This window comes from Streptomyces thermolilacinus SPC6 (assembly GCF_000478605.2).
Taxonomy (GTDB): Bacteria; Actinomycetota; Actinomycetes; order Streptomycetales; family Streptomycetaceae; genus Streptomyces; species Streptomyces thermolilacinus.
The window spans coordinates 5,046,185-5,071,902 of sequence record NZ_ASHX02000001.1 but is presented as its reverse complement, the minus strand read 5'-3'; the positions used below and the strand labels follow the sequence as shown (position 1 = coordinate 5,071,902).

Sequence of the window (25,718 nt, the reverse complement as noted above, 5' to 3'; positions counted from 1 at the left end):
CGGACGGTGGGGCAGGGCGGGCGATGGGCCGGGTCAGCGGTCGGCGTGCCGGTCGCGGTGGCGCGGGGCCGGGATGCCGGGGAGCTGCGCGCGCGGGTCGGCGGGGTGCCGGCCGTGCCGGTCGCCCGTGACGAGTGCCGGGTCGAACAGCACGACGAACCCGGCGAGCAGCAGGAACGCGGCCGGTCCCACGAGCAGCGGGATCAGTTCCGGAGCCGTACCGCCGCCCGCTGTGACGGCCGCGTCGAGCGCGCCGCCCACGGCGTGGGCGGCCTCCGCGCCCACCGCGTCCACGGCCTCGACGGCGGCCTGGGCGTCCACCGCGCCGACGGGCTCGGCGGTGGCGGCGGCGCCGTGGAGGTGGACGCTGGCGGCGGCCATGCCCGTGTAGTGCATCCCCGTCACCGCCAGGCCGAGGACGAGGCTCGCGCCGACGCTCGCGGCGAATCCGCGCACGCTGACGGCGGCCCACAGTGCCGTGGTCGCCGCGACGACGGCGATCACCACGGAGAGGGCGACGGTGAGCGTGTCGTACTCCATGCGGCCCGGGAAGCGCATGCCCGCCATGCCCAGGTAGTGCATGGTGGCGATGCCGAGGCCGGTGATCGTGCCGCCGGTGACGAGGGCCATCGTGGTGCGGCCGCGCAGTCCCACGATGAAGATCCCGATGCCGACCATGAAGATCGCGACGGCGAGGCTGGCGAAGGTGACCGGCCGGTCGTAGTCGATCGTCACGCCCTCGACGCGGAAGCCCGTCATGGCGATGAAGTGCATGGTCCAGATGCCGGCGCCGATGGACGTGGCGCCCAGGGCGAGCCACCCGGGGCGGGGGGTGGCGGGGGTGCGCAGGGATCTGGTGGTGCAGCGCAGGCCCAGCGCGCCGCCCAGGCAGGCCATGAGGTAGGCCACCACGGGCGTGACCAGCCCGTGGCTGAATCCTTCGACTGTGCCCCGCATACCCGTGTGCCCCTCACCCCTCGGTGTTCCGCCGCGAACCTGACCGTGGAGGGTAGTGCACGCGCCGCGCGCCCGTTCGGGCGGGCGGCGGCCGCGGGGTGCGGGAGTGGCCGCGGAACCGGTGCGCCGGTGGCGGGTGAGCGGGCCGGGGGCGGTGTCAGTGGCGGCGCGTAGCGTGACGGTATGGACAGCAGTGTGCGGGGCGGGGGACGGACCGTGGAGTGGGCGGTCGTCGGCAGCGGCATCGGGCCGCTGTTGCTGGCGGCCACCGCCGACGGGCTGGTCGGTGTCGTCTTCCACGCGGGCGAGGAAGTCCGGCGCGAGGCGCCCGGACGGCTCGCGGCGCGGCTCGGGGCGGAGCCGGTGGAAACGGCCTCGGGGCGTCTCGCCGAGCCGATACGGATGCTGGAGGCGTACTTCGCGGGGCGCCTCCGGGAGTTCCATCTACCCCTGGACTGGTCGCTGACCAGCGGGTTCAACCGGCAGGTGCTGCGCGAGCTGGCTTCCGGGGTGCCGTACGGGACGCTCGTGGGATACGGGGAGCTGGCCGCGCGGGTCGGGCAGCCGGGCGCGGCGCAGGCGGTCGGCGCGGCGATGGGCGCCAACCCGCTGCCCGTGGTGGTGCCGTGCCACCGCGTGGTGGAGGCGGACGGCGGGCTGGGCGGGTTCGGCGGCGGGCTGGAGACGAAGCGCCGGCTGCTGGTGCTGGAGGGGGTGCTTCCGGAGCCGCTGTTCTGAGCTTGTTCTGCGCGGTTCCCCGGCTCGCTGTTCGGTGGGACAGCCGGTCAGGTGCGGGCCGTCAGCAGGGGCTGGAAGAAGCCGGTGCTGTCGGGGTCGTGCCAGTCGGTGGTGTGGAACCCGGCCTCTGCGGCCAGCTCGGCCAGCTGTCTCCGGGTGAGCGCCCAGTACGTGGCGCGGCGCACGGTGGTGGTCCAGCGGTCCGGGTCCGCGCCCTCGTCCGTGTCCGGGCGCAGCTGGAACAGCTCCAGGTCGTAGCGCTCGCCGTCGTCGTGCCAGTGCCACAGCTGGAAGCTGACGGTGCGCCCCTCGGGGCCGCTGCGGACGGAGGGCGGGGTGGAGAGGGGGCGTTCGCCTCGGAGTTCGTCGTACGGGCGGGTGGTGAGGATCAGCAGTCCGCCCGGCCGCAGCACGCGGCGCATCCCGGCGAGGGCGGTGCGCACGTCGTCGGCGGTCAGCAGGTGCGGCAGCGAGTTGTCGGCGCACACGACCACGTCGAAGGCGCCGTCGCTCAGCGGAAGGGCGCGCATGTCGGCGGCGGCGACGGTGAGCGGGAGCCCTCGGGCGGCGGCCTCGTGGGCGGCGCGGGCGACGGCGACGGGGCTCAGGTCCGTACCGGTGACCCGGTGGCCCCGGGCGGCGAGGCCGAGCGCCTGGGTGCCGATGCCGCACGCGCAGTCCAGCACGTCGTACGTGCCGGGGCCCAGCGCGCGCGTGACGCGGTCGTCCAGGGCCGTGCCCTGCCGGGCGACGCTCGCGTCCCAGTCCGCGTAGAGCAGGTCGTAGTCGGCTGCCAGGTCGTCGTAGAAGTACCGGGCCGTGGGGGTGCGCATGGGGGCAGCGTACGAGGAGGAGGCTGCGGGAGCCGTGAGGTTTGGGCGTGTGCCCGGCGCGCCAGGGATGGGTCATGTCCCAGACCGCAGTCGTGTTGTCGGAAGAGGTACGGGAGGCGCTGGCCGCGCGCCGCCCGGTGGTCGCCCTGGAGTCGACGATCATCGCGCACGGGCTGCCGCGCCCGCGCAACCTGGCCGTCGCCGAGGAGCTGGAGGCGCTCGTACGGTCCGGGGGCGCCGTCCCGGCCACGATCGCCGTACTGGACGGGGTGCCCCGCATCGGGCTGGACAAGGGCCAGTTGGAGCGGGTCGCGGCGGACGATGCGATACGGAAGCTGGGCCACCGCGACCTGGCGCTCGCGGTCGCGGCGGGCGCCAGCGGGGCGACGACCGTGTCGGCCACGGCGTTCCTGGCGGCGCGGGCGGGCCTGCGCGTGTTCGCGACCGGCGGGCTCGGCGGGGTGCACCGGGAGTGGACGCGGACGCAGGACGAGTCGGCGGACCTTCGACTGCTGGCGCGGACGCGGATCACGGTGGTCTGCGCGGGCGTGAAGTCGATCCTCGACGTGCCGGCGACGCTCCAGCGGCTGGAGACCCTGGGCGTCGGCGTGGCCGGGTACGGGACGGACCGCTTCCCCGGCTTCTACATCGCGTCGTCGGGCGAGCCGGTGGACTGGACGCTGGGGTCGCCGCAGGAGGTGGCGGCGGTCATGCGCGCGGCGGACGCGCTGGGCGGGCCCGAGGCGGCGCTGGTCGTCGCCAACCCGGTGCCGGAGAACGAGCAGCTGGACCCGGCGCTGCACGACCGGGTCCTCGCGGAGGGCCTGGCGGAGTGCCGGGAGCGGGGCATCACGGGACAGGCGGTGACACCGTTCCTGTTGGAGTACCTGGTACGGCACACGGACGGGGCGTCCCTGGAGGCGAACCTGGCGGCGGTACGCGGCAACGTCCGGCTGGCCGCGCGGGTCGCGGCGGCGTGGGCGGCGGAAGCGACGGAAGGGCCGGGCGAGGATGCCGGGGTCGGTGAGGATGGTGGGGCGAGCGGAGTGATGGGGGCTGGTGGGGCGGCTGAGGCGCTGTGAGCGGGCTGTTGCTGGTGGGGGACGTGGTCACCGACGTGGTGGCCAGGCACGCCAAGCCGCTGGCGCCCGGCACGGACACCGCCGCCCGGATCCGGGTCCTGCCGGGCGGGGCGGCGGCGAACGCGGCCTGTTGGGCGGCGCGTTCAGGCTGCGCCGACGTACGGCTGCTGGGGCGGGTCGGCGCGGGCGAGGCGGCCTGGCACGAGGCGGCGCTGCGCCGGGCCGGGGTACGTCCGCTGCTCGTCCGGGACCCGGAGGCGCCGACCGGGACGGTGGTGGCGCTGGTGGACGGGCGGGCCGGTGGGGAGCGGACGTTCCTCACGGACAGCGGGGCGGTACTGCGGCTCGCGCCCGCCGACTGGTCGGCGCGGTTGCTGGACGGGGTGGGCCATCTGCACCTGTCGGGCTACTTGTTCTTCGCCGCGACGAGCCGGGACACGGCGGCGCTCGCGATGGCGGACGCGCGGGAGCGGGGCGTTCCGGTGAGCGTGGACCCGGCGTCCACGGGGTTCGCCGGGGAGTTGGGCGTGGACCGGTTCCTGGCCGCCGTGGCGGGTGCGAACCTGCTGTTCCCCAACGCCGACGAGGCGGCGCTGTTGACGGGGCTTTCCGCGCCCGAGGCCGCGGCCGCCGCGCTGAGCCGCCGCCACCGGCTGGTCGCCGTGACCTTGGGCGCGGCGGGGGCGCTGGTCGCGGAGGCCGGTGAGGTGGTGGCGCGAGTGGCGGCGCGGCGGGTGCGGCCGCTCGACACCACGGGGGCGGGCGACGCCTTCGCGGGCGGCTTCCTCGCGGCGCGGCTGGCCGGGGCGACGGTGGCGGAGGCCGCGGAGGCGGGCTGCCACGCGGGCGCCGAGGCGGTGACGGTGGCGGGCGGGCGTCCGGGGTAGGGCGAGTGCGCGGCGGGCGGGCGTCCGGAGCAGGGCGGGGGCGTGGCCGGGGCGGGTGCCCGGAGCAGGGCCGGGAGCCATGGTGGCCGGACGTCCGGAGTAGGGCCGGGGGGCGTGGGCGGGCGTCCGGACCGCGCGGTGGCGGTCGGCCGCCGGGGCCAAGCCGCGCCAGGCGGGCAGCGCGCCGGGATCGGTCGGCCGCCGGGGGCAGTCCGCCACCGGGGGCCGGTCCTTGTGGCGGGCGGTCAGCTCGGGAGCGGGGTCCAGGCCGGATGGCGGGGGTCGTCGGCGCGTACCACCACGTCCGCCGTGTCCGCCGGGGCGACCTCCGCCGCGTACCGCTCGAAGGCCGGGAGCGTCCAGCGTTCGGGCGTGCGGCGGGCCAGCGCGGCCGGGGACAGCCTCAGGTGCACGGTCAGGTCGAAAGGGAACCAGTGCCCGAGCAGGAACGGTCCGTGCAGCAGCAGGACCCCGCCGGGCGCGAGCGGCCGGTACGGGCTGCGCGTCGCGCGGTCGGTGACCGGGTCCCACAGGTCGGGAAGGACGCGTCCGGTGCCGTCCGGCTCCAGCGGCCCGAACACCTCCCGCCACAGCGCGCCCATGTCGAACCAGCCGCCGTAGTACGCGTCCGGCTCCTCCTTGCCGTACTCGAACCGCAGCGACGCCGGGCGCAGGAACCCGGACGTGCCGACCGAGATGACGTCCCGCCCGCGCAGCCGCAGCTCCCGCGCCACGGCGTCGGCCAGGTCACCCGGGCGCGCCGCGGGGGCGCCGTCGATGCCGGCCTTCAGCCAGGGGCCTCCGTCGGAAGGGCGCAGCCCGTCCAGGTGCGCGGCGAGCGCGTCGGTGAGCCGTTCCCAGGTGATCGGTTCCAGTCGCACGCCCTCATCCTGCCAAGACGCCCAGCCCTGCCGGCCCAGGGCCGCGGCTCGACGCCCCGCCCGTCCCCGGGCGCGTCTCAGCCGCGTCCCGACTCGCCACGGAGCGCGGCGGCCAGTGCGCTCTCCCCCGCCACCTCCACGCGCCCCGCCTTCACCCCGGCCGCCAGCGTCAGTTCGCCGCCGCCCACCTCCGCGCAGGTCGCGGCGTCCATGCGGAGCCGGGCGTCGGGCGCCTCGGCGGGCCCGTCCCCGTATGCGACGCCGTCCTCGCCGCTGAGGCGGACGTGGAACACGCCCTCGTCCAGGCGGACCTCCACCGTCCCCGGCTCGCCCGCCGCCTCCAGCGCGTCGAGCAGCGGCACGGCGAACCAGTGGGCCCGCACGGCGTCCGTGGGGCGCGGCGCGTCCAGGGCGGGGGCGCCCCAGCGCGCGAGGGCGCGCAGTACGGGCAGCAGTGCGCGGCCCCGGTCGGTGAGCTCGTACACGTACGCGGGCGACGGCGGCGGCAGACGGCGGCGGGTGGCGAGGCCGTCGCGCTCCATGTCCCTCAGCCGGGTGGCGAGCATGTCGGTGCTCACGCCCGGCAGGTCGGCGTGGAGGTCGGTGTAGCGGCGGGGTCCGGCGAGGAGTTCGCGGACGATCAGCAGGGTCCAGCGGTCGCCGACGGCGTCGAGGGCGCGGGCGGCGGCACAGTACTGGTCGTAGCTGCGGCGGCGGTCGGTGGAACGCGTGCTCGGACGTGGCATACGACGCAGTCTAGACGTCTTGTTGGACTTTCCAAGCTCACACTTGGTAAAACCAAGCAACACCCATTCCGTGGAGGTCGCCGTATGGAATTCCGGCAGTCGAGCAAGCTGAGCGAGGTCTGCTACGAGATCCGCGGCCCGGTGATCGAGCACGCCAACGCGCTGGAGGAGGCGGGCCACAGCGTCCTGCGCCTCAACACCGGCAACCCGGCCCTGTTCGGGTTCGAGGCGCCGGAGGAGATCGTCCAGGACATGATCCGGATGCTGCCGCAGGCGCACGGCTACACCGACTCGCGCGGCATTCTCTCCGCCCGCCGCGCCGTCGCCCAGCGCTACCAGGCGATGGGGCTGACCGATGTCGGCGTGGACGACGTGTACCTCGGCAACGGCGTCTCCGAGCTGGTCACCATGGCGGTCCAGGCGCTGGTCGAGGACGGCGACGAGGTGCTCATCCCCGCGCCGGACTTCCCGCTGTGGACGGCGGTCACCACGCTCGCCGGCGGGCGGCCGGTGCACTACCTGTGCGACGAGTCGTCGGACTGGTACCCGGACCTGGACGACATGGCCGCGAAGATCACCGACCGTACGCGCGCCGTGGTCATCATCAACCCCAACAACCCCACGGGTGCGGTCTATCCGCGCGAGGTGGTCGAGGGCATCCTCGACCTGGCCCGCCGCCACCAGCTGATGGTCCTCGCCGACGAGATCTACGACCAGATCGTCTACGACGACGCCGTCCACCACCCGGCCGGTGCCCTCGCGCCCGACCTGGTCGTCCTCACCTTCGGCGGTCTGTCGAAGACGTACCGCGTGGCCGGTTTCCGCTCCGGCTGGCTCGTCGTCAGCGGCCCCAGGCAGCACGCCCGCGACTACCTGGAGGGCCTGACGATGCTCGCCTCCATGCGGCTGTGCCCCAACGCCCCGGCGCAGTACGCGATCCAGGCGGCGCTCGGCGGACGGCAGTCCATCAAGGAGCTGACCGCGCCGGGCGGCAGGCTGTACGAGCAGCGCGACCGGGCGTGGGAGAAACTGAACGAGATCCCGGGCGTGTCCTGTGTGAAGCCGCGCGGCGCGCTGTACGCGTTCCCCCGCCTCGACCCGAAGGTGCACCCGATCCACGACGACGAGAAGTTCGTCCTGGACCTGCTGCTGCGGGAGAAGATCCAGGTCGTGCAGGGCACGGGCTTCAACTGGCCGCGCCCCGACCACTTCCGCATCCTCACGCTGCCGTACGCCGACGACCTCGACGCGGCGATCAGCCGGATCGGGCGCTTCCTCAGCGGCTACCGGCAGTAGGCCGCCCGGCCCTCCCTCCGGCCCGGTGCGCGCAGGCTCCGGCCGGGGCCGGGGCAGGCCAGGGCAGGGCCGGGGTCGGGGCAAGGGCAGGGGCGGGCGGGGGCGGTGCGGCGCTCCCGCCACAGGCGGCCGTCCACCGGGTCCGGGCGCCGAGACTCGGGAGGACGGCCCGTCGCGGTGGGACGGTTCCGCGTGGTGCGGTGGCCGCGCGGCGGCCGCGTGGTGCGGTGGCCGCGTTCCGGGTGAACGCGGCGGGCGCCGGGGCGGTTTCGGGGTGGGGGCGGCGCGGGGATGACCTCAGCGTCGTACGGCTTCCCCGGGGGAGGTGTGCCGTGCCGCGAGACCCGGTCGTGGTGGTCGAGCCACGCCGCCCGCGCGCCCGCTGCTCGCGGTGCCGCCGGGGCCCGCTGCGGCGGATGGTGGTGGAGGAGTCCGCGCCGCTCTGCCTGTACTGCGCCGAGCTGGCGCACCTGGTCTACCTGCCGCGCGGCGACGCGGCGCTCACCCGGCGCGCCCGGGAGGCGAGCGGCCGCTGGGCGGTGGTCGTACGGCACGACCGGCGCCGCACCCGGTACGAGCGGCAGGGCATCCTCGTGGAGGAGGCGGCCCTGGCCCGGGCTGAGGCGGCGTGCCGGGCCGACGCCGGGGCGCGGGCGCGGCGCAGGGCCAGGGACGCGGAGCGGCGCGCGGCCCAGGACGCGGCGTTCACGGCGGCGCTGGAGGCGGAGATACGGCGCCTGTTCCCCGGGTGCCCGGCCGACCGGGCCGCCGAGATCGCCGCGCACGCCTCGGTGCGCGGCAGCGGACGGGTGGGCCGTACGGCTGCCGGGCGCGCCCTGGACGAGGGCGCGGTCACGGCGGCCGTACGGGCGTCGGTGCGGCACCGGGACACCCCGTACGACGCGCTGCTCCTGAGCGGGGTGCCGCGGTACCAGGCCCGGGTCCGGGTGGCCCCGGCCATCGAGGCCGTACTGGTGTCCTGGCGTCCCGGCCCCGGTGACGGACTCCCCGAGGGGCCGCCCGGGGCCGGTCAGGCGCGGGCGGACGACCGGCGGGAGCGGCCGTAGATCATCGCCCCGGCAATGAGCAGCCCCGCGGCGGGCAGGCCGATGCCGACGAGGTCGCCGGTGCCCGTGACCGCGAGGGTCGGGGCGTGTGCGGGTGCCTCCGCGGCGGGCTTGGGCGCGGCGGGCTTCGCGGGCTCGTCGCTCTTCGGCGGCGTGGTCGGCTCGGCGGGCTTCGCGGGCTCTGCGGGCTCGGCGGGCTTCGGCGGGGTGACCTGCGTGGGCGGCTCGGCGCCGCCGTTGTCGGAGGTGTTGCCGAAGACCGGGTTGCCGATGCCGACGACGTTGACCGAGTTCCCCGAGACGTTGACCGGCAGGTCCACGGGGAGCTGCACTCCGTTGCCGGAGATCACGCCGGGTGAGCCCACGGCGGCGCCGTCGGCGGTCGCTCCGCCCCCGTTGCCGCTGCCGCGCCCGCCCTGGCCCTTGCCGCCGTGGCCGGAGCCGTGGGACGTGCCGGGCTTGTCCTGGTGGGAGCCGTGCGCGCCGCCACCCTTGTTCGCGCAGCCGTTGCCGAACGCGGGGTTCAGCACGCCCACCACGTTCACGGTGTTCCCGCAGACGTTGACCGGGACGTGCACCGGCAGCTGCACCCCATTGCCCGAGATCAGTCCGGGCGAGCCGACCGCCGCGCCCGACGCGCCGGCGTCGGCCTGCGCCGAGCCGGCGGCCAGCGCGAGCGCGCCGCTCGTGGCCATCAGAATGACCAGACCATTTCGGCGACTGTGCCTCATGGCTTCCTGCCTTCCGGAGTTCGTCACGGGCACTCGCCCGCACTCCGGTTAACGCGCCCGGCGTCCGGACGGGTTACGGCGCACCCCGCATTCACCCTATCGAGGGACGTTTGAAGCGGACTGTCACGCCACCTCCACGGTCCCCGCCCTTGGGGGTGAAGGTCACCCGGCCCGTTCACCGCCGGAGTTGATGCTGCCGACCGTGCCGGCCTGGATCACCGTGCCGCCGTGCACGGTGCTGTGGGTCATCGTGTTGTGGGTCTCCACGACCTGCCGGGGCGCGGCCTCCGTTCCCTTCAACTCGTCCAGCAGGGCGCGCAGTTCCCCGGCCGCCTCCGGGTCGTTGCGCAGGGCGCGGCGCATGCGGCTGCGCCACTCGGTGAGCGCCTCGTCCCTGGCCTGCTCGTCACCGGACCGCTCGGCGTCCACCAGCTCGGCCCTGGCCTCCTCCAGCTCCCCGTCGATCACCGCCACGTCCTGGCCCGAGCGGCGGGCGAAGAACGCGGCGACCCGCCCCCGGGTCTGTTCCCACGCCTCGCCGACCATCTGCTGCACGAGGGCAGCCGCCCCCGTCGACGCCAGCGCCACCAACTCCGCTTCCACCGCTCCCCCTTGGGGTCGACCGATCGTCAGCACGAACAGGCTTGCAGCGTAACGCTCAGGTGCCGAGCAGTCCGGCGAGCGCTCCGACCGGGTCGGGGTCCGGGGTGCCGCGCGGCCACCAGTCCTCGCGGCCCGCGTCCGACTCGTAGCCGTACCAGAGCCCGTCGCGGCCGTAGCGGAGCTGGAGCGTGGCGGTGGAAAGCCTGTTGCGCCACGGCCGGAAGTGCGGGAAGTCGGCGGCGGTGAGGGCGGGTCTGGCCCGGTCGAAGGGCCCGGCGGGCGGGTCCCAGGCCTCTTCCAGCACGGCGAGTCCGGCTGGTCCGCCCTGGCGCCAGGCGGCGACGGCGCGCGCCAGGTCGGCCGGTGTGCGGTCCACGGCGGCGGCGATGTCCCGGTACAGGGCGCGGGTGCCGGCGGTGAGGCCGGAGCCGGGGTGGGCGGCGGCGAGCCGGACAGCGTCCTGCCACGGGGTGAGGCCCGCGACCGGGTCGTGCCCTGTGGTCAGGTGGGTGTGCGCGCGGGCGGCCGCCTCGGTGGCGAGGAGCTCCAGGGCGAGCGGGTCGGGCGCGCCGGGCGCCTCCGGGTAGACGGGCGGGCGGCCGGGGTGGGCCGGGGGCGGCAGCGGCGGAGGCAGTGCGGCCGTCCGTACCGCCGTGACGGCTTCGCGGGCGGGCACGGTGGCCACGGGCGGGGGCGGCGCGGCCCCGGCCTCGGCGGCGGAGGCGGCGGCGCTGCGGTGGCCGAGCGCGGCGAGGATCTCCTGCTCGCCGCGCCCGCGCATGAGGAACAGCGTGAACGGGTCCTCGTCCAGGAGGCGGGCCGCCTGGTAGCAGAGGGCGGCGGCGTGCTTGCAGGGGTATCCGTCGTCGGGGCAGGAGCAGTCGGGGATCAGGTCCCCGGCGTGCGGGAGGAGGTCGGTGAGGTCGGCCAGCGCCTGGGGGACGTCCTTGTCGAGCAGGGCCGCCATGTGGTCGGGGCGGGCCGCCGCGGCGTCGAGGAACGTCTCCCAGTCGTCGTCGCCGAGGACCTGGAGCCGGATCTGCGTGCGGTACGGGCGGGCGCGGCTGCCGTGGACGTACGCCGTGACGCGGCCGGGTGTGACGGTGACGGCGTCCACGAGGCCCCGGCCCGCGTAGGCGCGGCCGCGGGCGAGGCGGGCCGGGTCGAGGGCGGTCTCCTCCAGGGCGGCGACCCAGGCGTTGCCCCACCAGGTGGTGGCGAACCCGCCGTTCCCGCCGGGGACGGACGGCAGTGCCGGGAAGGTGCGGCGCCGGTCGTCGTGGGCGGGCAGCGCGGCGCGGAGGCCGCCGCTTCCGGGGCGGCGCGGGGCGGGCCGGTTCGCGGCGGCGGGTCGGGGGGTCATGACGGCCTCCTCAGGGTCACGACGGCCTCCTCAGCGACACGAGGTCCGCCAGCTCGCGGTCGGTCAGCTCGGTGAGGGCGGCCTCGCCGGAGCCGAGGACGGCGTCGGCCAGCGCCCGCTTGGAGGCGAGGAGTTCGGCGATGCGGTCCTCGACGGTGCCCTCCGCGATCAGCCGGTGGACCTGGACGGGCTGGGTCTGCCCGATGCGGTAGGCGCGGTCGGTGGCCTGTTCCTCGACGGCCGGGTTCCACCAGCGGTCGTAGTGGACGACGTGCCCGGCGCGGGTGAGGTTGAGGCCGGTGCCCGCTGCCTTCAGCGACAGGACGAAGACGGGGACGTCGCCGGCCTGGAAGCGGTCGACCATCCGCTCCCGCTCCGCGATCGGGGTGCCGCCGTGCAGCAGCTGGGAGGGGATGGCGCGGGCCGTCAGGTGGGAGGTGAGGAGCCGGGCCATGGACACGTACTGGGTGAAGACGAGGACCGAGCCGTCCTCGCTGAGGATCGTGTCGAGCAGCTCGTCGAGGAGGGCCAGCTTCCCGGAGCGGCCCGCGAGCCGGTGCGTGTCCTCCTTCAGGTACTGCGCCGGGTGGTTGCAGATCTGCTTGAGCGAGGTGAGCAGCTTCATGATCAGGCCCCGGCGGGCCATGCCCCGGGACTCCTCGATGGCGGTCATCGTCTCGCGGACGACCGCCTCGTAGAGGGACGCCTGCTCGCGGGTGAGGGCCACGGGGTGGTCGGACTCGGTCTTGGGCGGCAGCTCGGGGACGATGCCCGGGTCGGACTTGCGGCGGCGCAGCAGGAAGGGGCGGACGAGCCGGGCTAGCCGCTCGACGGCCTCCTCGTTCTCGATCTCCTCGCTGTTCTCGACGGCGCGGGCGTGCCGGGCGCGGAACGCCTTCAGCGGGCCGAGGAGGCCGGGGGTGGTCCAGTCGAGCAGGGCCCACAGCTCGGAGAGGTTGTTCTCGACGGGCGTGCCGGTGAGGGCGACGCGGGCGGGGGCGGGAATCGTGCGCAGCGCCTTGGCCGTGGCGGAGAACGGGTTCTTCACGTGCTGCGCCTCGTCCGCGACGACCAGGCCCCACGGCTGTGCGGCGAGCTGCGCGGCGCTGGTGCGCATCGTGCCGTACGTGGTGAGGACGAACCCGCCGTCGGTGCCGTCGAGGGTGCGGGCGGCGCCGTGGAAGCGGCGGACGGGCACGCCGGGCGCGAAGCGGCGGATCTCGCGCTGCCAGTTGCCGAGGAGTGAGGCGGGGCAGACGACGAGGGTCGGTTCCGGGCGGGCGCGGCGCAGGTGGAGGGCGATGAGCGTGACGGTCTTGCCGAGGCCCATGTCGTCGGCGAGGCAGCCGCCGAGGCCGAGGGAGGCCATCAGGTCGAGCCAGGCCAGGCCGCGCAGCTGGTAGTCGCGCAGGGTCGCGTCGAGGCCGGGCGGCGGGGCAGCGGGGACGGGTCCCGCGGTGAGCCGGTCGCGCAGGTCGGCGAGCGCGCCGACGGGGACGGCGGGCACGGTCTCGCCGTCGACCTCGGCGGTGCCGGTGAGGGCGGCGGCGAGCGCGTCCACCGGCTCCAGCAGGCCGAGCTGCCGCTTGCGTGCCTTGCGGACGAGGGCGGGATCGACGACGACCCAGCGGTCGCGGAGCCGTACGACGGGCCGGTGGGCCTCAGCGAGGGCGTCCATCTCCCGCTCGGTCAGGGGGTCGCCGTCCAGGGCGAGCTGCCAGTCGAAACGGAGCAGGGAGGCGCTGTCGAAGAACGCCGTGCCGTCCGTGGCGGAACCGGGCGCGGGCCGGACCACGGCGGCGGCGGTGAGCGTCCGGGCCAGCTCGCGGGGCCAGTGCACGGTGACGCCCGCCGCGTCGAGGCGGGCGGCGGCGGGGCCCAGCAGCTCGTACAGCTCGTCCTCGGTGAGAGCGAGGACGTCGGGGACGGGGCGCTCCAGGAGCCGGCCGAGCGGGGCCCAGACGCGGGCGGCGCGGCGCAGGGCGAGCAGGGCGTCCACGCGCGCGCGGGGCCCCAGGTGGTCGTCCTCACCGGCCCACAGGGCGTCGGCGTCGAGGACGAGGGCGGGGTCGGCGAGGCTGTGCACCTGGACGACCGCCGCCGCGGCCCGCCGCTCGTCGCCGCCGTCCGGGGCCGTGTCGAACAGCTCGTACGAGGAGAGGTCGAGGCGCAGCGAGACGCGGACGCCCGCGTCCATCCCGGCGGCCGCCTCGGCGGCCCACGCGCGCGCGTGGGGCAGCCGCTGCGGCTCCCGCGCGGCGAACGGCGCCCCCGCGGCGTACGCGGCGGCGGGCGTGCGCGGCAGGCTGTCGGCCACGGCGTCGAGGAACGCCCGGACGAGCGCCTCGGGCTCGGGCAGCTGCAGCGGTTTGCGGCCCGGTACGGGCACGGCGTGCGCCTCGTACGGCATGGCGGCGGCGACGGCGCGCAGGTGGGCGATGTCGTCGGCGTCCAGCGGGCCGGCCCGCCAGGCGTCCAGGTCGTCGGCGGTGAGGCCGGGCAGGAGGCGGCCCCGGGCGGCGAGGTGCAGCCCGTGCAGGGTGGCGGCGCCCCAGCAGGCGGTGGCGGGGTGGGCGCGCGGGTCGTGGCGGGCGGCGGCGAGCAGGGGCAGGGCGTCGGCGACGGGCAGCAGCAGGGCGGGCACGCGGCGGCTGCGGGCCCCGTCGCCGTGGCGCCGTACGACCGTGAGCGTGCCGGTCTGCCACGGCGGGGCGATGGTCTCTGCCGGTCGGGGTGTCCCCGGTGGGCCGGTCACGCCCGCCGGGCCGGTGGCGTGCGGCGGGGCGGTGCCGTACGGCAGGTCGGTGGCGTACGGCGGGGTGGTGCCGTACGGCGGGGCGGAGGGGAGGGGGGCGCCGTCGGGGGACCAGAAGGCGACGCGGCCGTCGCGGGGCAGGGCGGCGGGCAGGAACACGGCGGCGCAGCCGTGCGGGGCGCGCGCACGTGGCGTGTCGTCGCTCATGAGCCGGTCACCTCCCCTGACGTGTCCCCCGGCGGTCGGGTCCTGTCCATCACCGACCTTACGGCGGGGGTCTGACAACGGGCCCCGCCGTCGGTCGGGAGCGGGACCGGAGGGCGGGGTCAAGGCGCGGTTCGTGGGTACCCGCCGGGGCGGGAGATCGATGATCATGCGCAGTGGAAACGAACCGGTCACCGCGCGCAGTCCGCTGCGGCTGCGCCTCGGGCTCGGGATGTGGGGCCTGCTGTGGGCCCTCGCCGGCACCGTCGCGTTCGCGTGGACGGGCCGGACGGGCTGGGCGATCGCCTGCGGGGTGCTGCTGCTGGTGGTGGCCACCGACGTGGTGATGATCGTGCGCCACATGAGGCAGGGCGCCCGTTACCAGCCGGGCCCGGACGTTCCCCCGTACGAGCCGTACCGGCCCGGCCGCACGGGCCGACGGCGCGGCGGGCCGCCCACGGGACCCTAGAGGGGTGTCCCGCAGGGGTCACAGGCGCCCCGCGGGAAGCCCGCCCCGCCTGCACCGCCTGCCCGGCGCGCCCATGCGTGCCGGTGCCGGTCGGAGGTTCCCCGCGCCGGGCGGTCAGGGTTAACGGCGTCGGGCCGTCAGGGTTCACGGCGTCGGGCCGTCGCCGTCCGTCGGGGTGTCGAAGCGGGCCGCTTCCAGGTACTCGGGCTTCGGGTCGAGGGCGGCGGCCAGGCGGAAGTGGCGCCGGGCGTGCTGGGGGCGGCCGGCCCGTTGCAGGGTGCGGGCCAGCCCGAAGTGGGCGTAGGCGTTGTCCGGCTCGCGCTCGAGGACGAGCTCGAACTCGAGCTCGGCGGGGCGCAGCTGGGCCGCCGCGAAGAACGCGCGGGCGCGCAGGAGGCGTGCGGCGGTGTTCTCCGGATGGGCGGCGATCACCGAGTCCAGCAGCTTGACGGCGCCGCGCGGGTCCCGTGCGGCCAGCAGCTGCTCGGCCGCCCGGTAGTCGATGACATGGGTTTCCGGGTTGCTGTCGGGCACGGTCGGATCCTTCCCCTCGCTGGGGCCGTTCAACATCCCCGGCGGGCCGCCTATTCCGGCGCGGTGCGGGCGGCGCGTGCCGTCAGCTCCTCCCACACCTTCCGGACCCGCGGTTCCAGCGCTTCGAGCGGGCCGTCGTTGTCGATGACGTAGTCGGCGACGGCGCGGCGCTGCTCGGGGGTGGCCTGGGCGGCCATGCGGGCGCGGGCCTCGGACTCGGTCATGCCCCGGAGCCGTACGAGCCGTTCGAGCCGGGTCCCGGTGGACGCCTCCACGACCACGACGACGTCGTAGAGCGGGGCGAGGCCGTTCTCGGTGAGCAGCGGCACGTCGTGGACGACGACGGCGTCCGGCGCGGCGGCGGCCTGGAGCTCGGCGGAGCGGGCGCCGACGAGGGGGTGGACGATGCCGTTGAGGGTGGCGAGGCGTTCGGCGTCGCCGAAGACGATGGACCCGAGCCTGGGCCGGTCCAGGGTGCCCTCGTCGGTCAGGATGTCCGGGCCGAACGCCTCCACGACGGCGGCGAGGCCCGGCGTGCCGGGCTCGACCACCTCGCGGGCGATCCTGTCGGCGTCGATGAGGACGGCGCCGTACGAGACGAGGAGGCGGGAGACCTCGCTTTTGCCGGCGCCGATTCCGCCGGTGAGACCTACGGTCAGCATGAGCGGAAGCTTAGGGGCTCCCCCGAGGCGCCCGTCGGCCGCCCCGGACACGGCCGCCCGGCCGTTGACAGGGACGGCTGGTCAGGGCGGCGGACGCGACGGGGCCGACAGCCGTCCCGGTGGACGCTCCCTCCGTGACGGCCGCCGCCCGTGCGTTACGGCGTGTCGCCCTCGCGCTCGGCGAGGAACCGCTCGAACTCGCGGCCGATCTCGTCGGCGGACGGCAGGTCCACGGGCTCCGCGACGAGGCTGCCCCGGGTCTCGGCGCCCGCCATCGCGTCGTACTGGTGCTCAAGCCCCTTGACCAGGGCGACCAGCTCCTCGTCGCCCTCGCCGATCTGACGCTCGATCTCGGTCTGCGTACGCTGCGCCGCCGTGCGCAGGTTGTGCGCGACGGCCGGCAGGACCAGGCCCGTCGCGGCCGTGATCGCCTCGACGGCGGTGAGCGCCGCGTCGGGGTAGGTGGAGCGGGCCACGTAGTGCGGGACGTGCGCGGCGACGCCCAGCACGTCGTGCCCCGCCTCGATCAGCCTGTACTCGATGAGCGCGACGGCGCTGCCGGGGACCTGCGCCTCGTCGAACGAGGGGCGGTGCCCCGGGACGAGGTCGGTGCGGCTGCCGTGCGGGGTGAGGCCGACGGGGCGGGTGTGCGGGACGCCCATCGGAATGCCGTGGAAGTTGACCGAGAGGCGCACGCCGAGCCGCTCCACGATCTGCCGCACGGCGGCGGCGAAGCGCTCCCACTCCACGTCGGGCTCGGGCCCGGACAGCAGCAGGAACGGCGCGCCGGTGGCGTCCTGGACGATCCGCAGCTCGATGGCCGGGGTGTCGTAGGCGGTCCAGCGGTCGCGGCGGAAGGTGAGCAGCGGGCGGCGGGCCCGGTAGTCGACCAGGCGGTCGTGGTCGAAGCGGGCCACGACCTGGTGCGGAAGGGAGTCCAGCAGGCTGTCGACGATCTGCTCGCCGGTCTCTCCCGCGTCGATGTATCCGTCGAAGTGATAGAGCATGATCAGGCCGGCCGATTCCTGGGCGAGCGCCATGTCGGCGACTGCCAGGCCCTTCGGCTCCCATGCGTACAAATCCTGCGGATCAAGCACGATTACCGCTCCTCCTCGTGTTCCCACGGAACAACGTCCCACGGGCCACTGACATTCCCGCCGACGCGCCGAGGGCCTGGTACGAGCCACGCGCCGACGCCCTCTCGCGGGCCCGCCGAGGCCGGTGCCCATCCCGCACAGTGCGCCGGTGCCCATCTCGCACGGTGCGCCGGTGCCCATCTCGCACGGTGCGATGTCCATCTCGCGCGCGGCCTGTGCCGACGCGCCGGGCGGGGGCCGGCGACCGGGCGCGGAAACGCACCGAGGCCCGCCCCACAGTGGGGGCGGGCCTCGGTGTTACCGGCTAGGAACTAGCAGTTCGGTGCAGAGCCGTTCAGCTCTGGCCGCCGGCCAGCTTCTCGCGGAGGGCGGCGAGCGCCTCGTCCGACGCCAGGGCGCCGGAGTTGTCGTCCGACTCCGAGGAGTAGGAGCCACCGGTCGGGGCGCCGGCACCGGCGGGGGCGGCGGAGCCACCCTCGGCAGCGGCGGCCTCGTCGGCCTCGCGGGACTTGATGACCTGGGCCTGGTGCTGCTCGAAGCGCTGCTGCGCCTCGGCGTACTGGGTCTCCCACGCCTCGCGCTGGGCCTCGTAGCCCGGCAGCCAGTCGTTGGTCTCCGGGTCGAAGCCCTCGGGGTAGATGTAGTTGCCCTGGTCGTCGTAGGACGCGGCCATGCCGTACAGGGTCGGGTCGAACTCGACCGACGCCGGGTCGGCACCGAAGGACTCGTTGGCCTGCTTCAGCGAGAGGCTGATGCGGCGGCGCTCGAGGTCGATGTCGATGACCTTGACGAAGATCTCGTCGTTGACCTGGACGACCTGCTCCGGGATCTCCACGTGGCGCTCGGCCAGCTCGGAGATGTGGACCAGACCCTCGATGCCCTCGTCCACGCGGACGAACGCGCCGAACGGAACCAGCTTCGTGACCTTACCCGGGACGACCTGGCCGATCTGGTGCGTACGGGCGAACTGCTGCCACGGGTCCTCCTGCGTCGCCTTCAGCGACAGGGAGACGCGCTCGCGGTCCATGTCGACGTCCAGGACCTCGACCGTGACCTCCTGGCCGACCTCGACGACCTCGGACGGGTGGTCGATGTGCTTCCAGGACAGCTCGGAGACGTGGACCAGACCGTCGACGCCACCCAGGTCCACGAAGGCACCGAAGTTGACGATCGAGGACACGACGCCGGAGCGGACCTGACCCTTCTGGAGGGTCGTGAGGAACGTCTGGCGGACCTCGGACTGGGTCTGCTCCAGCCAGGCGCGGCGGGACAGGACCACGTTGTTGCGGTTCTTGTCCAGCTCGATGATCTTGGCCTCGAGCTCCTTGCCCACGTAGGGCTGGAGGTCGCGGACACGGCGCATCTCGACGAGGGAGGCCGGCAGGAAGCCACGGAGGCCGATGTCGAGGATGAGACCACCCTTGACGACCTCGATGACGGTGCCGGTGACGATGCCGTCCTCTTCCTTGATCTTCTCGATGGTGCCCCAGGCACGCTCGTACTGGGCGCGCTTCTTCGAGAGGATCAGGCGGCCTTCCTTGTCCTCCTTCTGAAGGACAAGGGCCTCGATCTCGTCGCCGACCTTGACGACCTCGTTCGGGTCGACGTCGTGCTTGATCGAGAGCTCGCGGCTCGGAATGACACCTTCGGTCTTGTAACCGATGTCGAGCAGGACCTCGTCCCGGTCGACCTTCACGATGACGCCGTCGACGATGTCGCCGTCGTTGAAGTACTTGATCGTCTCGTCGATCGCGGCGAGGAAAGCTTCCTCGTTACCGATGTCGTTGACCGCAACCTGCGGGGTGGTGGCGGTGGTCTCGGTGCTGCTCGTCATGTGGGAAAGGGCTCCGGTACGGACATTGAAGTCGTAGGTACTGCTACGCCGAGAGCCCGTATCGCAGCTGCAGAAGCCGGACAGCCAAGGAAGCGCCGAACCGGGAGAACCGGTGGCGCCTCGACAACCGAGGGGACATACAACAGATGCGAGCGCGGCCTGCTCCGTCTGAGGCGCGCAGGCCCGCAGCGCAACCTTTAGCATACGGGCGCCGCGGGGCATGGTCAATGCGCGAAGGCGCCCACCCGGGGCGGAATTCCGCATACCCGGCACAACTAAGCTTGGCCGAGGCCGTCCTGGCCGTAAAGCGCCGGTGACACGCCGGGGCGCACGCCGTGCGCGGCGCGGTCCCCGGGCAGTCGCCCCGCGGCGCCCGGAACGCGCGCAGTGCGCAAACTACAACGACGGACGAGATGATCCAAGAATACGAACCCGAGGCCACCCGCCGTGACGCCGGGGACGCGGAGAGCAGCCGGGCCAGCCGCGGCTGGTGGGACCGGAACGCCGACGAGTACCAGAGCGAGCACGGCGGCTTCCTCGGTGACGACCGGTTCGTGTGGGGCCCCGAGGGGCTGGACGAGGCGGAGGCGCGGCTGCTGGGTCCTGCCGGGTCGCTGAGCGGCCTGGACGTGCTGGAGATCGGCGCGGGCGCGGCGCAGTGCTCGCGCTGGCTGGCGGCCGAGGGCGCCCGCCCGGTGGCGCTGGACCTGTCGCACCGGCAGCTCCAGCACGCGCTGCGCATCGGCGCGGACGGGCTGGCGCTGGTGCAGGCGGACGCGGGGACGCTGCCGTTCCGGGACGGCTCCTTCGACGTGGCGTGCTCGGCGTACGGGGCGGTGCCGTTCGTCGCCGATCCGGTGCGGGTGTTCCGGGAGGTGCGGCGGGTGCTGCGGCCGGGCGGCCGGTGGGTGTTCTCGGTGACGCACCCGATCCGCTGGGCGTTCCCCGACGAGCCGGGGCCCGAGGGGCTGACGGTGGCCGCCTCCTACTTCGACCGCACGCCGTACGTGGAGCAGGACGAGCGGGGCCGGGCGGTCTACGTGGAGCACCACCGGACGATCGGCGACCGGGTGCGGGACGTGGTGGCCGGCGGGTTCCGGCTGGTGGACCTGGTGGAGCCGGAGTGGCCTGCCTGGAACAGCCAGGAGTGGGGCGGCTGGTCGCCGCTGCGCGGCAGCCTCGTCCCCGGTACGGCGGTCTTCGTGTGCGAGCGGGACGAGCGCGAGGACGTCGGCCGGGGCGGGCGGGGCGAGGGCTCCGGACGGGGCGCGTGAGCCGGTGATCCGCGAGGAGGAGCGGGAGCGGCTTCCCGTACGGCACGCCCTGCCCGCGCTGGAGCGGGCGCTGGACGGGCACGGGGCGGCGGTGCTGTGCGCGCCGCCCGGGACCGGCAAGACGACGCTGGTGCCGCTGGCGCTGGCGGAGCGGGGCGCGCGGGTCGTCGTGGCCGAGCCCCGGCGGATCGCCGCGCGGGGCGCGGCGCGGCGGATGGCGTGGCTGCTGGGCCAGGAGGTCGGCGGCCGGGTCGGGTTCACCGTGCGCGGCGAGCGGGTCGTGTCGCGGGAGACGGTCGTCGAGGTGGTGACGACCGGGGTGCTGCTCCAGCGGCTCCAGCGGGACCAGGAGCTGCCCGGGGTGGACGTGGTGATGCTGGACGAGTGCCACGAGCGGCATCTGGACGCGGACACGGTCGCGGCGTTCCTGCTGGACGTACGGGAGGCGCTGCGGCCGGAGCTGCGGCTGCTGGCGGCGTCGGCGACGACGGACGCCGAGGGGTGGGCGCGGCTGCTGGGCGGCGCGCCCGTCGTGGAGGCGGCGGGTACGGCGTACCCGGTGGAGGTCGTGTGGGCCCCGCCGGGCAAGCCGGTGCGGCCGGCGCACGGGATGTTCGTGGACCCGGCGCTGCTGGCGCACGTGGCGGGGGTGGTGCGGCGGGCGCTGGCCGAGCGCGACGGTGACGTGCTGTGTTTCCTGCCGGGTGTGGGCGAGATCGCCCGGGTGGCCGGGCTGCTGTCGGACCTGCGCGGGGTGGAGGTGCTCCAGGTGCACGGCCGGGCGCCCGCCCCGGTGCAGGAGGCGGTGCTGTCGCCGGGGCGCGGGCGGCGGGTGGTGCTGGCGACGGCGGTGGCGGAGTCGTCGCTGACGGTGCCGGGCGTGCGGGTCGTCGTGGACTCCGGGCTGGCGCGGGAGCCGCGCGTGGACCACGCCCGGGGGCTGAGCGCGCTGGCGACGGTACGGGCGTCGCGGGCCTCGGCGCGGCAGCGGGCCGGGCGTGCGGGGCGTGAGGCTCCCGGTGCGGTGTACCGCTGCTGGCCGGAGGCGGAGGACGGGCGGCTTCCGGCGTTCCCCGCGCCGGAGATCCAGGTGGCGGACCTGACGGGGTTCGCGTTGCAGGTGGCGGCGTGGGGCGACCCGGACGCGTCCGGCCTGGCGCTGCTGGACGCTCCCCCGGCGGGCGCGATGGCGGCGGCGCGGTCGGTGCTGGAGGCGGTCGGCGCGGTGGAGGCGCGGGGTGCGGGGGGCGCCGGTGGTGTGGGCGGTGCCGGTGGCGCTGGGGCGGTTGGTGGTGCCGGTGGCGCTGAGGTGGTTGGTGGTGCTGTTGGTGCTGGGGTGGCTGGTGGTGCGGAGGTGGCCGGTGACGCTGGTGGTGCCCCGGTGGCTGGTGGCCGGGTGACGGAGCGGGGCGTCCGGATGGCGCGGCTGGGGCTGCACCCCCGGCTGGCGCGGGCGCTCCTGGACGGTGCGCCGCTGGTGGGTGCGCGGCGGGCGGCGGAGCTGGTGGCGCTGCTGGGCGAGGAGCCGCCGCGCGAGTACGGCGACGACGTGGCCGTGGCGTGGCGGGCCGCGCGGCGGGGCGGTGACGCGTACGGGGCGCGGTGGCGCCGGGAGGCGGGGCGGCTGGAGCGGCAGCTGGCGGGGGTTTCCGGTGGGGCCGGGGCTGCGGCTGGTGGTGCCGGTGGTGCCGGGCACGCTGGTGCTCGGGGTGGGGTCCGGTCCTCGGGTGCCGGGTTCGGTGGGGGCCTGTCGGACGACATGGCCGCCGGGGTCGTGGTCGCGTTGGCGTTTCCGGAGCGGGTGGCTCGGGCGCGGGGCGGCGGGTCCTTTCTGATGGTGGCCGGGACCGGGGCCGAGGTGGGGCGGGAGTCCGGGCTGCGGTCGGCCGGGTGGCTGGCGGTGGCCGTGGCCGACCGGCCCGCGCACTCCGCGTCGGCCCGGGTGCGGCTCGCCGCCGTGTGCGACGAGGACACCGCGCGGCTCGCCGCGGGGCACCTGCTGGTGGCGGGTGACGAGGTGCGGTGGCAGGACGGTGACGTCGTGGCGCGGTCGGTGGAGCGGCTGGGCGCCGTCGATCTGGCCGTACGGCCGCTCGGGGACGCCGCGCCCGGGCTCGTACGGGAGGCTCTGCTGGAGGGGCTGCGGCGGGAGGGCCTTGGGCTGCTGCGCTGGTCGCCGGACGCGGTGCGGCTGCGGGAGCGGCTGGCGTTCCTGCACCGGGTGGTGGGGGCGCCGTGGCCGGACGTGTCGGACGGGGCGCTGGTTGAGCGGGCCGGGGAGTGGCTGGAGCCCGAGCTGTCGGCGGCGCGGCGGCGGGCCGGGCTGGCGCGGATCGACGCCGGGGAGTCCCTGCGGCGGCTCCTGCCGTGGGCGAGCGGTGACGCGGCGCGGCTGGACGAGCTGGCGCCGGAGCGGATCGAGGTGCCGAGCGGTTCGCGGATACGCGTGGAGTACGGGGGCGAGCAGCCGGTCCTCGCGGTGAAGCTCCAGGAGATGTTCGGGCTGGCGCGGACGCCGCGGGTCGCGGGAGTGCCCGTGCTGGTGCACCTGCTGTCGCCCGCGGGGCGGCCCGCGGCGGTGACGGCGGACCTGGAGTCGTTCTGGCGGGACGGCTACCGGGCGGTGCGGGCGGAGTTGCGCGGCCGGTACCCGAAGCACCCGTGGCCGGAGGACCCCGCGGCGGCCCCGGCGACGCGGCGGACGAATCCGCGGCGCTGAAGGACGCGCCCGTGCGGGGCGGGCCGCGGTGCTCGTACGGCGACGGCCCGCCTTCCTCGTCCTGTGCGAGGGGGCGGGCCGTCGGCGTGGGCGGGTCAGGCGGCGGCGGTGACCTTCAGTTCGACGGTCAGGCTCGCGCCGCCCTTGGCGGTGAGGCGCAGCAGGAACGTGCCGGTCTGGCCGTCCGCGTACATCGCCGGGAGCTGGAGGACGCCGCTCGCGTCGGTGGTCAGCCCGGTGAGCGTGCGGAGCGGGTTGCCCTGGGCGTCCTTGAAGTAGGGGCCCTTGTCGCTGGGCGCCTGGGTGCCGTCGGCGGCCGTGGTGACCATGGTGGCGGTCAGGGTGGTGCCGGGGACGGCGGCGCCCTTGCGGGTGGCCTTGACCGTGAGGCGCTGGGCGAACTCGCCTTCGGCGGCGGCCGTCAGGCCGGTCTCGCCGGTCCGGGTGAGCGTGTCGGCCGCGCCGATGGTGACGGTCGCCGTGAAGGCGACGGGGGCGAGGGCCGGGCGCTCGGCCACGGCGGCGCGGACGGTGAACTGACCGGTCTTCTCACCGGCCCGCAGGGCGGGGGCGGTGGCCGTGCCGTCGCTGCCGGTGGTGACGGTGACGGCGGTGGTGCCGTCGGCGAAGCGGGCGTCGGTGTCACCGGTGATCTCGAACCGGACCGGTGCGTCGGCGACCGCGTTGCCCCAGGCGTCGCGGGCGACGACGGACGGACGCTCGGCGAACTCGGTGCCCGCGGGGGCGGTGAGGGTGCCGGTGCCGGCGTCCGCGAGGCGGTTGACGCGCTCGGCGGGTGTCGCGGGCGTGGGGGTCGGCGTCGGGGTCGGCGTCGGCTTGGGGGTCGGGGTGGTCGGCGGCGGGGTGGGGCTGGGCCTCGACGGGATCGTCTCCACGGGAGCCGGCTTGGGCGGCGGGGTGGTCGTGCCGGGTGCCGGGGAGGGCGTGGTGCCCGTGCCCGGCTTGCCGCCGGTGGACGGCGTGGTGCCCGAGGGCGACGGCACGGTCGTCGGGAGCGGGGTGTACCCGGGACGGCCCGGGGTGCGGGAGTCGCTGCGGTCGACGGGCTGCACGCCGGAGCCGTCGGGGACCTGGTGGGTGCCGCGCTTGTAGAACTCGAACCAGGACAGGACCGTGCGCAGGTACTCGCGGGACTGGTTGTAGCTGAGGATGGCCCGGTCGAGGTCGGCCTTGACCGCGAGGTCGCGGTTGTTGGCGCACAGGTACATCCCGGCGGCCTGGGCGGCGTCGTAGATGTTGTTGGGGTCCTTGCGGCCGTCGCCGTTGGCGTCCTGGCCCCAGTCGGCCCAGGTGGACGGGATGAACTGCATGGGGCCGACGGCGCGGTCGTAGCGGCTGTCGCCGTCGTGGGCGCCGTCGTCGGTGTCGCTGATGTTGGCGAAGCCGTTGCCGTTGAGGACGGGGCCCAGGATGGGCGACAAGGTGGTGCCATTGGCGTCCACACGGCCGCCGCGGGCCTGGCCGGACTCCACTTTGCCGATGCCCGCGAGGAGTTGCCAGGGCAGGTTGCAGCCGGGCCTGGTGTTCTTGACGTGCTGTTCGGCCTTCTTGTAGGCGGCGAGCACGGTCGCCGGGATGCCCGCTTCGGCGGGGCCGGTCACGACGGGTCCTTCGCCGGGCCCCACGGGGTTGGGGGTGTTCAGCGGCGGCAGGTCGGTGTAGTAGGGCGAGTCGCCGGTGGCGGTGGACCCCGACGAGGTGGGCGGTGTCGCGTCACCGGTCGGCTGACCGCCGATGGTGGCGGGGGTGGCGCCCGGTGCCTGTGATGCCGAGAGCGCTGCCACGGCCGCCGCGGCGACCGCGGTGGTGGTGGCGCCCTTGCGCAGTCGATGGCGGATATGCGCTGCCATGCGTATGTCCCTCCCCGGTGGCGCCCGTCGGCGCCGATGACCTCTGCCGCGCGCCCCGGTGCGCGGCTCAGGCGACCCTACGTCAACTCGGGGCCTCAGGACACCGAGGAGTGACCGCTTTTCACGCTTTCGTCACCGGTCGTCCTTGCGGCCCTCTCTGATCTGACGATGCCGCATATCGATCACGTGATGATTGATACTGACCGAATTGCTGGGGGAGTACCGATTACGGGGGCCGTCACTCATGCCGTTCACGCTCAGCCATGCCGCCGCAGTGCTGCCGGGGATACGCCGGTCCGGCGCCGCGCGCGGCCCTCTGGCCGCCTCGGCGCTCGTCATGGGGTCGTTGTCGCCCGATATGACGTACTTCGCGGACAGTTTCGTGCCGGGCGCCATGACGTTCGGCGATGTGACGCACAGCGCGCTCGGGGTGCTGGCCGTGGACCCTTGGGTTGCCGCTGTGCTGACGGCGTTGTGGCTGATGGTCCGTGAGCCGCTGATGGCGCTGCTTCCGGGGCGGTGGCGGGGCCGGGTGTACGTGGTGCTGCGCGGCAGGCCGTGGCGGGAGCGCCGTCCGGTGGCACTGGCGGTGTGGTTCTACGTGTCGGCGGTCATCGGGGCCGCCACGCATGTCGTGTGGGACCTGTTCACGCACCCGGGCCGGTGGGGCACGCGGGTGCTGCCCGTGCTCGGTGAGCCCCTCGCGGGCTTCCCGGTGTACACGTACGTCCAGTACGGCAGCTCGGCGGCGGCGCTGGGCGTCCTGGCCTGGTTCGGGTACGGGGCGCTGCGCCGGGTGCCCGCCGGCCGGGCCGAGGAGGCGGGCGAGGCGGGCGCGGTGCGGCCGGGGCTGACGCGGCGGGGCCGGTGGCTGGCGGGCGGGCTGCTCGCGGGGTGCGTGGCGGCCGGGATCGTGCACCGGTGCGCCCGCTGGTACGCGTACTGGGGCCGGATCGAGACGCCCCTGGACATCATCCCGACCGCGTGCTTCGGCGCCGGGGCGGGGCTGGCCGTTGGGATCGTCCTGTACGGGGCGGGGATGCGGCTGCGGTCCGGCGCGGCCACCCGCCGCTGACCCGGGGCGGTACGGGCGAGGGCGGCACGACCTCCGTACG

Annotated in this window: 23 protein-coding genes; 9 read left to right on the top strand and 14 right to left on the bottom strand. The window is 75.4% G+C overall.

Translation table 11 applies throughout. From position 1 onward, the window contains the following. Nucleotides 1-33 precede the first annotated feature (33 nt). On the bottom strand, nucleotides 34-957 hold the full coding sequence (locus tag J116_RS21915) for an MHYT domain-containing protein (RefSeq protein ID WP_023589227.1): 924 nt from the start codon (nucleotides 955-957) through the stop codon (nucleotides 34-36). Nucleotides 958-1,140: 183 nt separating this feature from the next. Between J116_RS21915 and J116_RS21910 the strand changes: the two genes are divergently transcribed. Then, nucleotides 1,141-1,695: a methylated-DNA--[protein]-cysteine S-methyltransferase gene (locus J116_RS21910; protein ID WP_028964381.1), complete on the top strand. Its 555-nt coding sequence runs from the start codon at nucleotides 1,141-1,143 to the stop codon at nucleotides 1,693-1,695. Between the two features lie 47 nt (nucleotides 1,696-1,742). On the opposite strand, the gene J116_RS21905 is transcribed toward J116_RS21910, so the two are convergent. Continuing rightward, a complete protein-coding gene (locus J116_RS21905) occupies nucleotides 1,743-2,528 on the bottom strand; it encodes a class I SAM-dependent methyltransferase (protein ID WP_023589225.1) in 786 nt (261 codons plus the stop codon). 74 nt (nucleotides 2,529-2,602) lie between these two features. Here J116_RS21905 and J116_RS21900 point away from each other — a divergent pair, with 74 nt between their 5' ends. Both J116_RS21900 and J116_RS21895 read left to right on the top strand, forming a co-directional pair. Further along, complete coding sequence (locus J116_RS21900) at nucleotides 2,603-3,610, top strand: pseudouridine-5'-phosphate glycosidase (protein WP_023589224.1); 1,008 nt, start codon at nucleotides 2,603-2,605, stop codon at nucleotides 3,608-3,610. After that, on the top strand, nucleotides 3,607-4,497 hold the full coding sequence (locus J116_RS21895) for a carbohydrate kinase family protein (RefSeq protein ID WP_023589223.1): 891 nt from the start codon (nucleotides 3,607-3,609) through the stop codon (nucleotides 4,495-4,497). The genes J116_RS21900 and J116_RS21895 overlap by 4 nt, the downstream gene beginning before the upstream one ends. Nucleotides 4,498-4,742: 245 nt before the next feature. Here J116_RS21895 and J116_RS21890 read toward each other — a convergent pair whose 3' ends face one another. Both J116_RS21890 and J116_RS21885 read right to left on the bottom strand, forming a co-directional pair. Beyond that, the gene (locus J116_RS21890; protein WP_023589222.1) at nucleotides 4,743-5,378 is read right to left on the bottom strand and encodes a nucleoside/nucleotide kinase family protein; all 636 of its coding nucleotides are present in this window, start codon (nucleotides 5,376-5,378) and stop codon (nucleotides 4,743-4,745) included. A gap of 77 nt (nucleotides 5,379-5,455) precedes the next feature. Continuing rightward, nucleotides 5,456-6,124: a winged helix-turn-helix transcriptional regulator gene (locus tag J116_RS21885; protein WP_023589221.1), complete on the bottom strand. Its 669-nt coding sequence runs from the start codon at nucleotides 6,122-6,124 to the stop codon at nucleotides 5,456-5,458. Nucleotides 6,125-6,208: 84 nt separating this feature from the next. Here J116_RS21885 and J116_RS21880 point away from each other — a divergent pair, with 84 nt between their 5' ends. Further along, entirely contained in the window at nucleotides 6,209-7,420 is a 1,212-nt protein-coding gene (locus J116_RS21880; RefSeq protein WP_023589220.1) for a pyridoxal phosphate-dependent aminotransferase, read from the top strand. Between the two features lie 332 nt (nucleotides 7,421-7,752). Continuing rightward, nucleotides 7,753-8,487 (top strand): DUF2293 domain-containing protein, encoded by a 735-nt coding sequence (locus J116_RS21875; RefSeq protein ID WP_023589219.1) that lies wholly within the window; start codon nucleotides 7,753-7,755, stop codon nucleotides 8,485-8,487. Here the strand turns inward: J116_RS21875 and J116_RS31400 are convergent. The 4 genes from J116_RS31400 to J116_RS21855 all read right to left on the bottom strand — a co-directional run bounded on the left by J116_RS31400 (nucleotide 8,451) and on the right by J116_RS21855 (nucleotide 14,146). After that, complete coding sequence (locus tag J116_RS31400; protein ID WP_023589218.1) at nucleotides 8,451-9,218, bottom strand: chaplin; 768 nt, start codon at nucleotides 9,216-9,218, stop codon at nucleotides 8,451-8,453. The two genes, J116_RS21875 and J116_RS31400, sit on opposite strands and share 37 nt — an antisense overlap. A gap of 162 nt (nucleotides 9,219-9,380) precedes the next feature. Further along, a complete protein-coding gene (locus J116_RS21865; RefSeq protein ID WP_037946869.1) occupies nucleotides 9,381-9,821 on the bottom strand; it encodes a hypothetical protein in 441 nt (146 codons plus the stop codon). Between the two features lie 55 nt (nucleotides 9,822-9,876). After that, complete coding sequence (locus J116_RS21860) at nucleotides 9,877-11,184, bottom strand: SWIM zinc finger family protein (protein ID WP_023589216.1); 1,308 nt, start codon at nucleotides 11,182-11,184, stop codon at nucleotides 9,877-9,879. Between the two features lie 16 nt (nucleotides 11,185-11,200). Continuing rightward, nucleotides 11,201-14,146: a DEAD/DEAH box helicase gene (locus J116_RS21855; RefSeq protein WP_023589215.1), complete on the bottom strand. Its 2,946-nt coding sequence runs from the start codon at nucleotides 14,144-14,146 to the stop codon at nucleotides 11,201-11,203. Between the two features lie 166 nt (nucleotides 14,147-14,312). On the opposite strand from J116_RS21855, the gene J116_RS21850 reads away from it, so the two are divergent. Beyond that, entirely contained in the window at nucleotides 14,313-14,612 is a 300-nt protein-coding gene (locus J116_RS21850; RefSeq protein ID WP_037948136.1) for a DUF6343 family protein, read from the top strand. Between the two features lie 144 nt (nucleotides 14,613-14,756). Here J116_RS21850 and J116_RS21845 read toward each other — a convergent pair whose 3' ends face one another. The 4 genes from J116_RS21845 to rpsA all read right to left on the bottom strand — a co-directional run bounded on the left by J116_RS21845 (nucleotide 14,757) and on the right by rpsA (nucleotide 18,739). Beyond that, the gene (locus tag J116_RS21845) at nucleotides 14,757-15,146 is read right to left on the bottom strand and encodes a tetratricopeptide repeat protein (RefSeq protein WP_028964379.1); all 390 of its coding nucleotides are present in this window, start codon (nucleotides 15,144-15,146) and stop codon (nucleotides 14,757-14,759) included. A gap of 50 nt (nucleotides 15,147-15,196) precedes the next feature. Next, a complete protein-coding gene (gene coaE / locus J116_RS21840; protein ID WP_023589212.1) occupies nucleotides 15,197-15,808 on the bottom strand; it encodes a dephospho-CoA kinase in 612 nt (203 codons plus the stop codon). Nucleotides 15,809-15,963: 155 nt separating this feature from the next. Next, entirely contained in the window at nucleotides 15,964-16,905 is a 942-nt protein-coding gene (locus J116_RS21835) for a PAC2 family protein (protein ID WP_023589211.1), read from the bottom strand. Between the two features lie 334 nt (nucleotides 16,906-17,239). Continuing rightward, nucleotides 17,240-18,739 carry a 30S ribosomal protein S1 gene (rpsA, locus tag J116_RS21830; protein ID WP_010474138.1) on the bottom strand — a complete coding sequence of 500 codons (1,500 nt, stop codon included), beginning with the start codon at nucleotides 18,737-18,739 and terminating at the stop codon, nucleotides 17,240-17,242. A gap of 413 nt (nucleotides 18,740-19,152) precedes the next feature. Here rpsA and J116_RS21825 point away from each other — a divergent pair, with 413 nt between their 5' ends. Both J116_RS21825 and J116_RS21820 read left to right on the top strand, forming a co-directional pair. Continuing rightward, entirely contained in the window at nucleotides 19,153-20,013 is an 861-nt protein-coding gene (locus J116_RS21825; RefSeq protein WP_023589210.1) for a class I SAM-dependent methyltransferase, read from the top strand. Nucleotides 20,014-20,017: 4 nt separating this feature from the next. Then, on the top strand, nucleotides 20,018-22,732 hold the full coding sequence (locus tag J116_RS21820) for an ATP-dependent RNA helicase (RefSeq protein ID WP_023589209.1): 2,715 nt from the start codon (nucleotides 20,018-20,020) through the stop codon (nucleotides 22,730-22,732). A gap of 95 nt (nucleotides 22,733-22,827) precedes the next feature. On the opposite strand, the gene J116_RS21815 is transcribed toward J116_RS21820, so the two are convergent. Beyond that, complete coding sequence (locus J116_RS21815) at nucleotides 22,828-24,603, bottom strand: lytic transglycosylase domain-containing protein (RefSeq protein ID WP_023589208.1); 1,776 nt, start codon at nucleotides 24,601-24,603, stop codon at nucleotides 22,828-22,830. A gap of 132 nt (nucleotides 24,604-24,735) precedes the next feature. Continuing rightward, nucleotides 24,736-24,942, bottom strand: coding sequence for a hypothetical protein (locus tag J116_RS30025; protein ID WP_162494544.1), 207 nt, complete (start codon nucleotides 24,940-24,942; stop codon nucleotides 24,736-24,738). Between J116_RS30025 and J116_RS21810 the strand changes: the two genes are divergently transcribed. Continuing rightward, on the top strand, nucleotides 24,848-25,678 hold the full coding sequence (locus J116_RS21810) for a DUF4184 family protein (RefSeq protein WP_023589207.1): 831 nt from the start codon (nucleotides 24,848-24,850) through the stop codon (nucleotides 25,676-25,678). The genes J116_RS30025 and J116_RS21810 overlap by 95 nt on opposite strands. The last annotated feature ends 40 nt before the right edge of the window (nucleotides 25,679-25,718 follow it).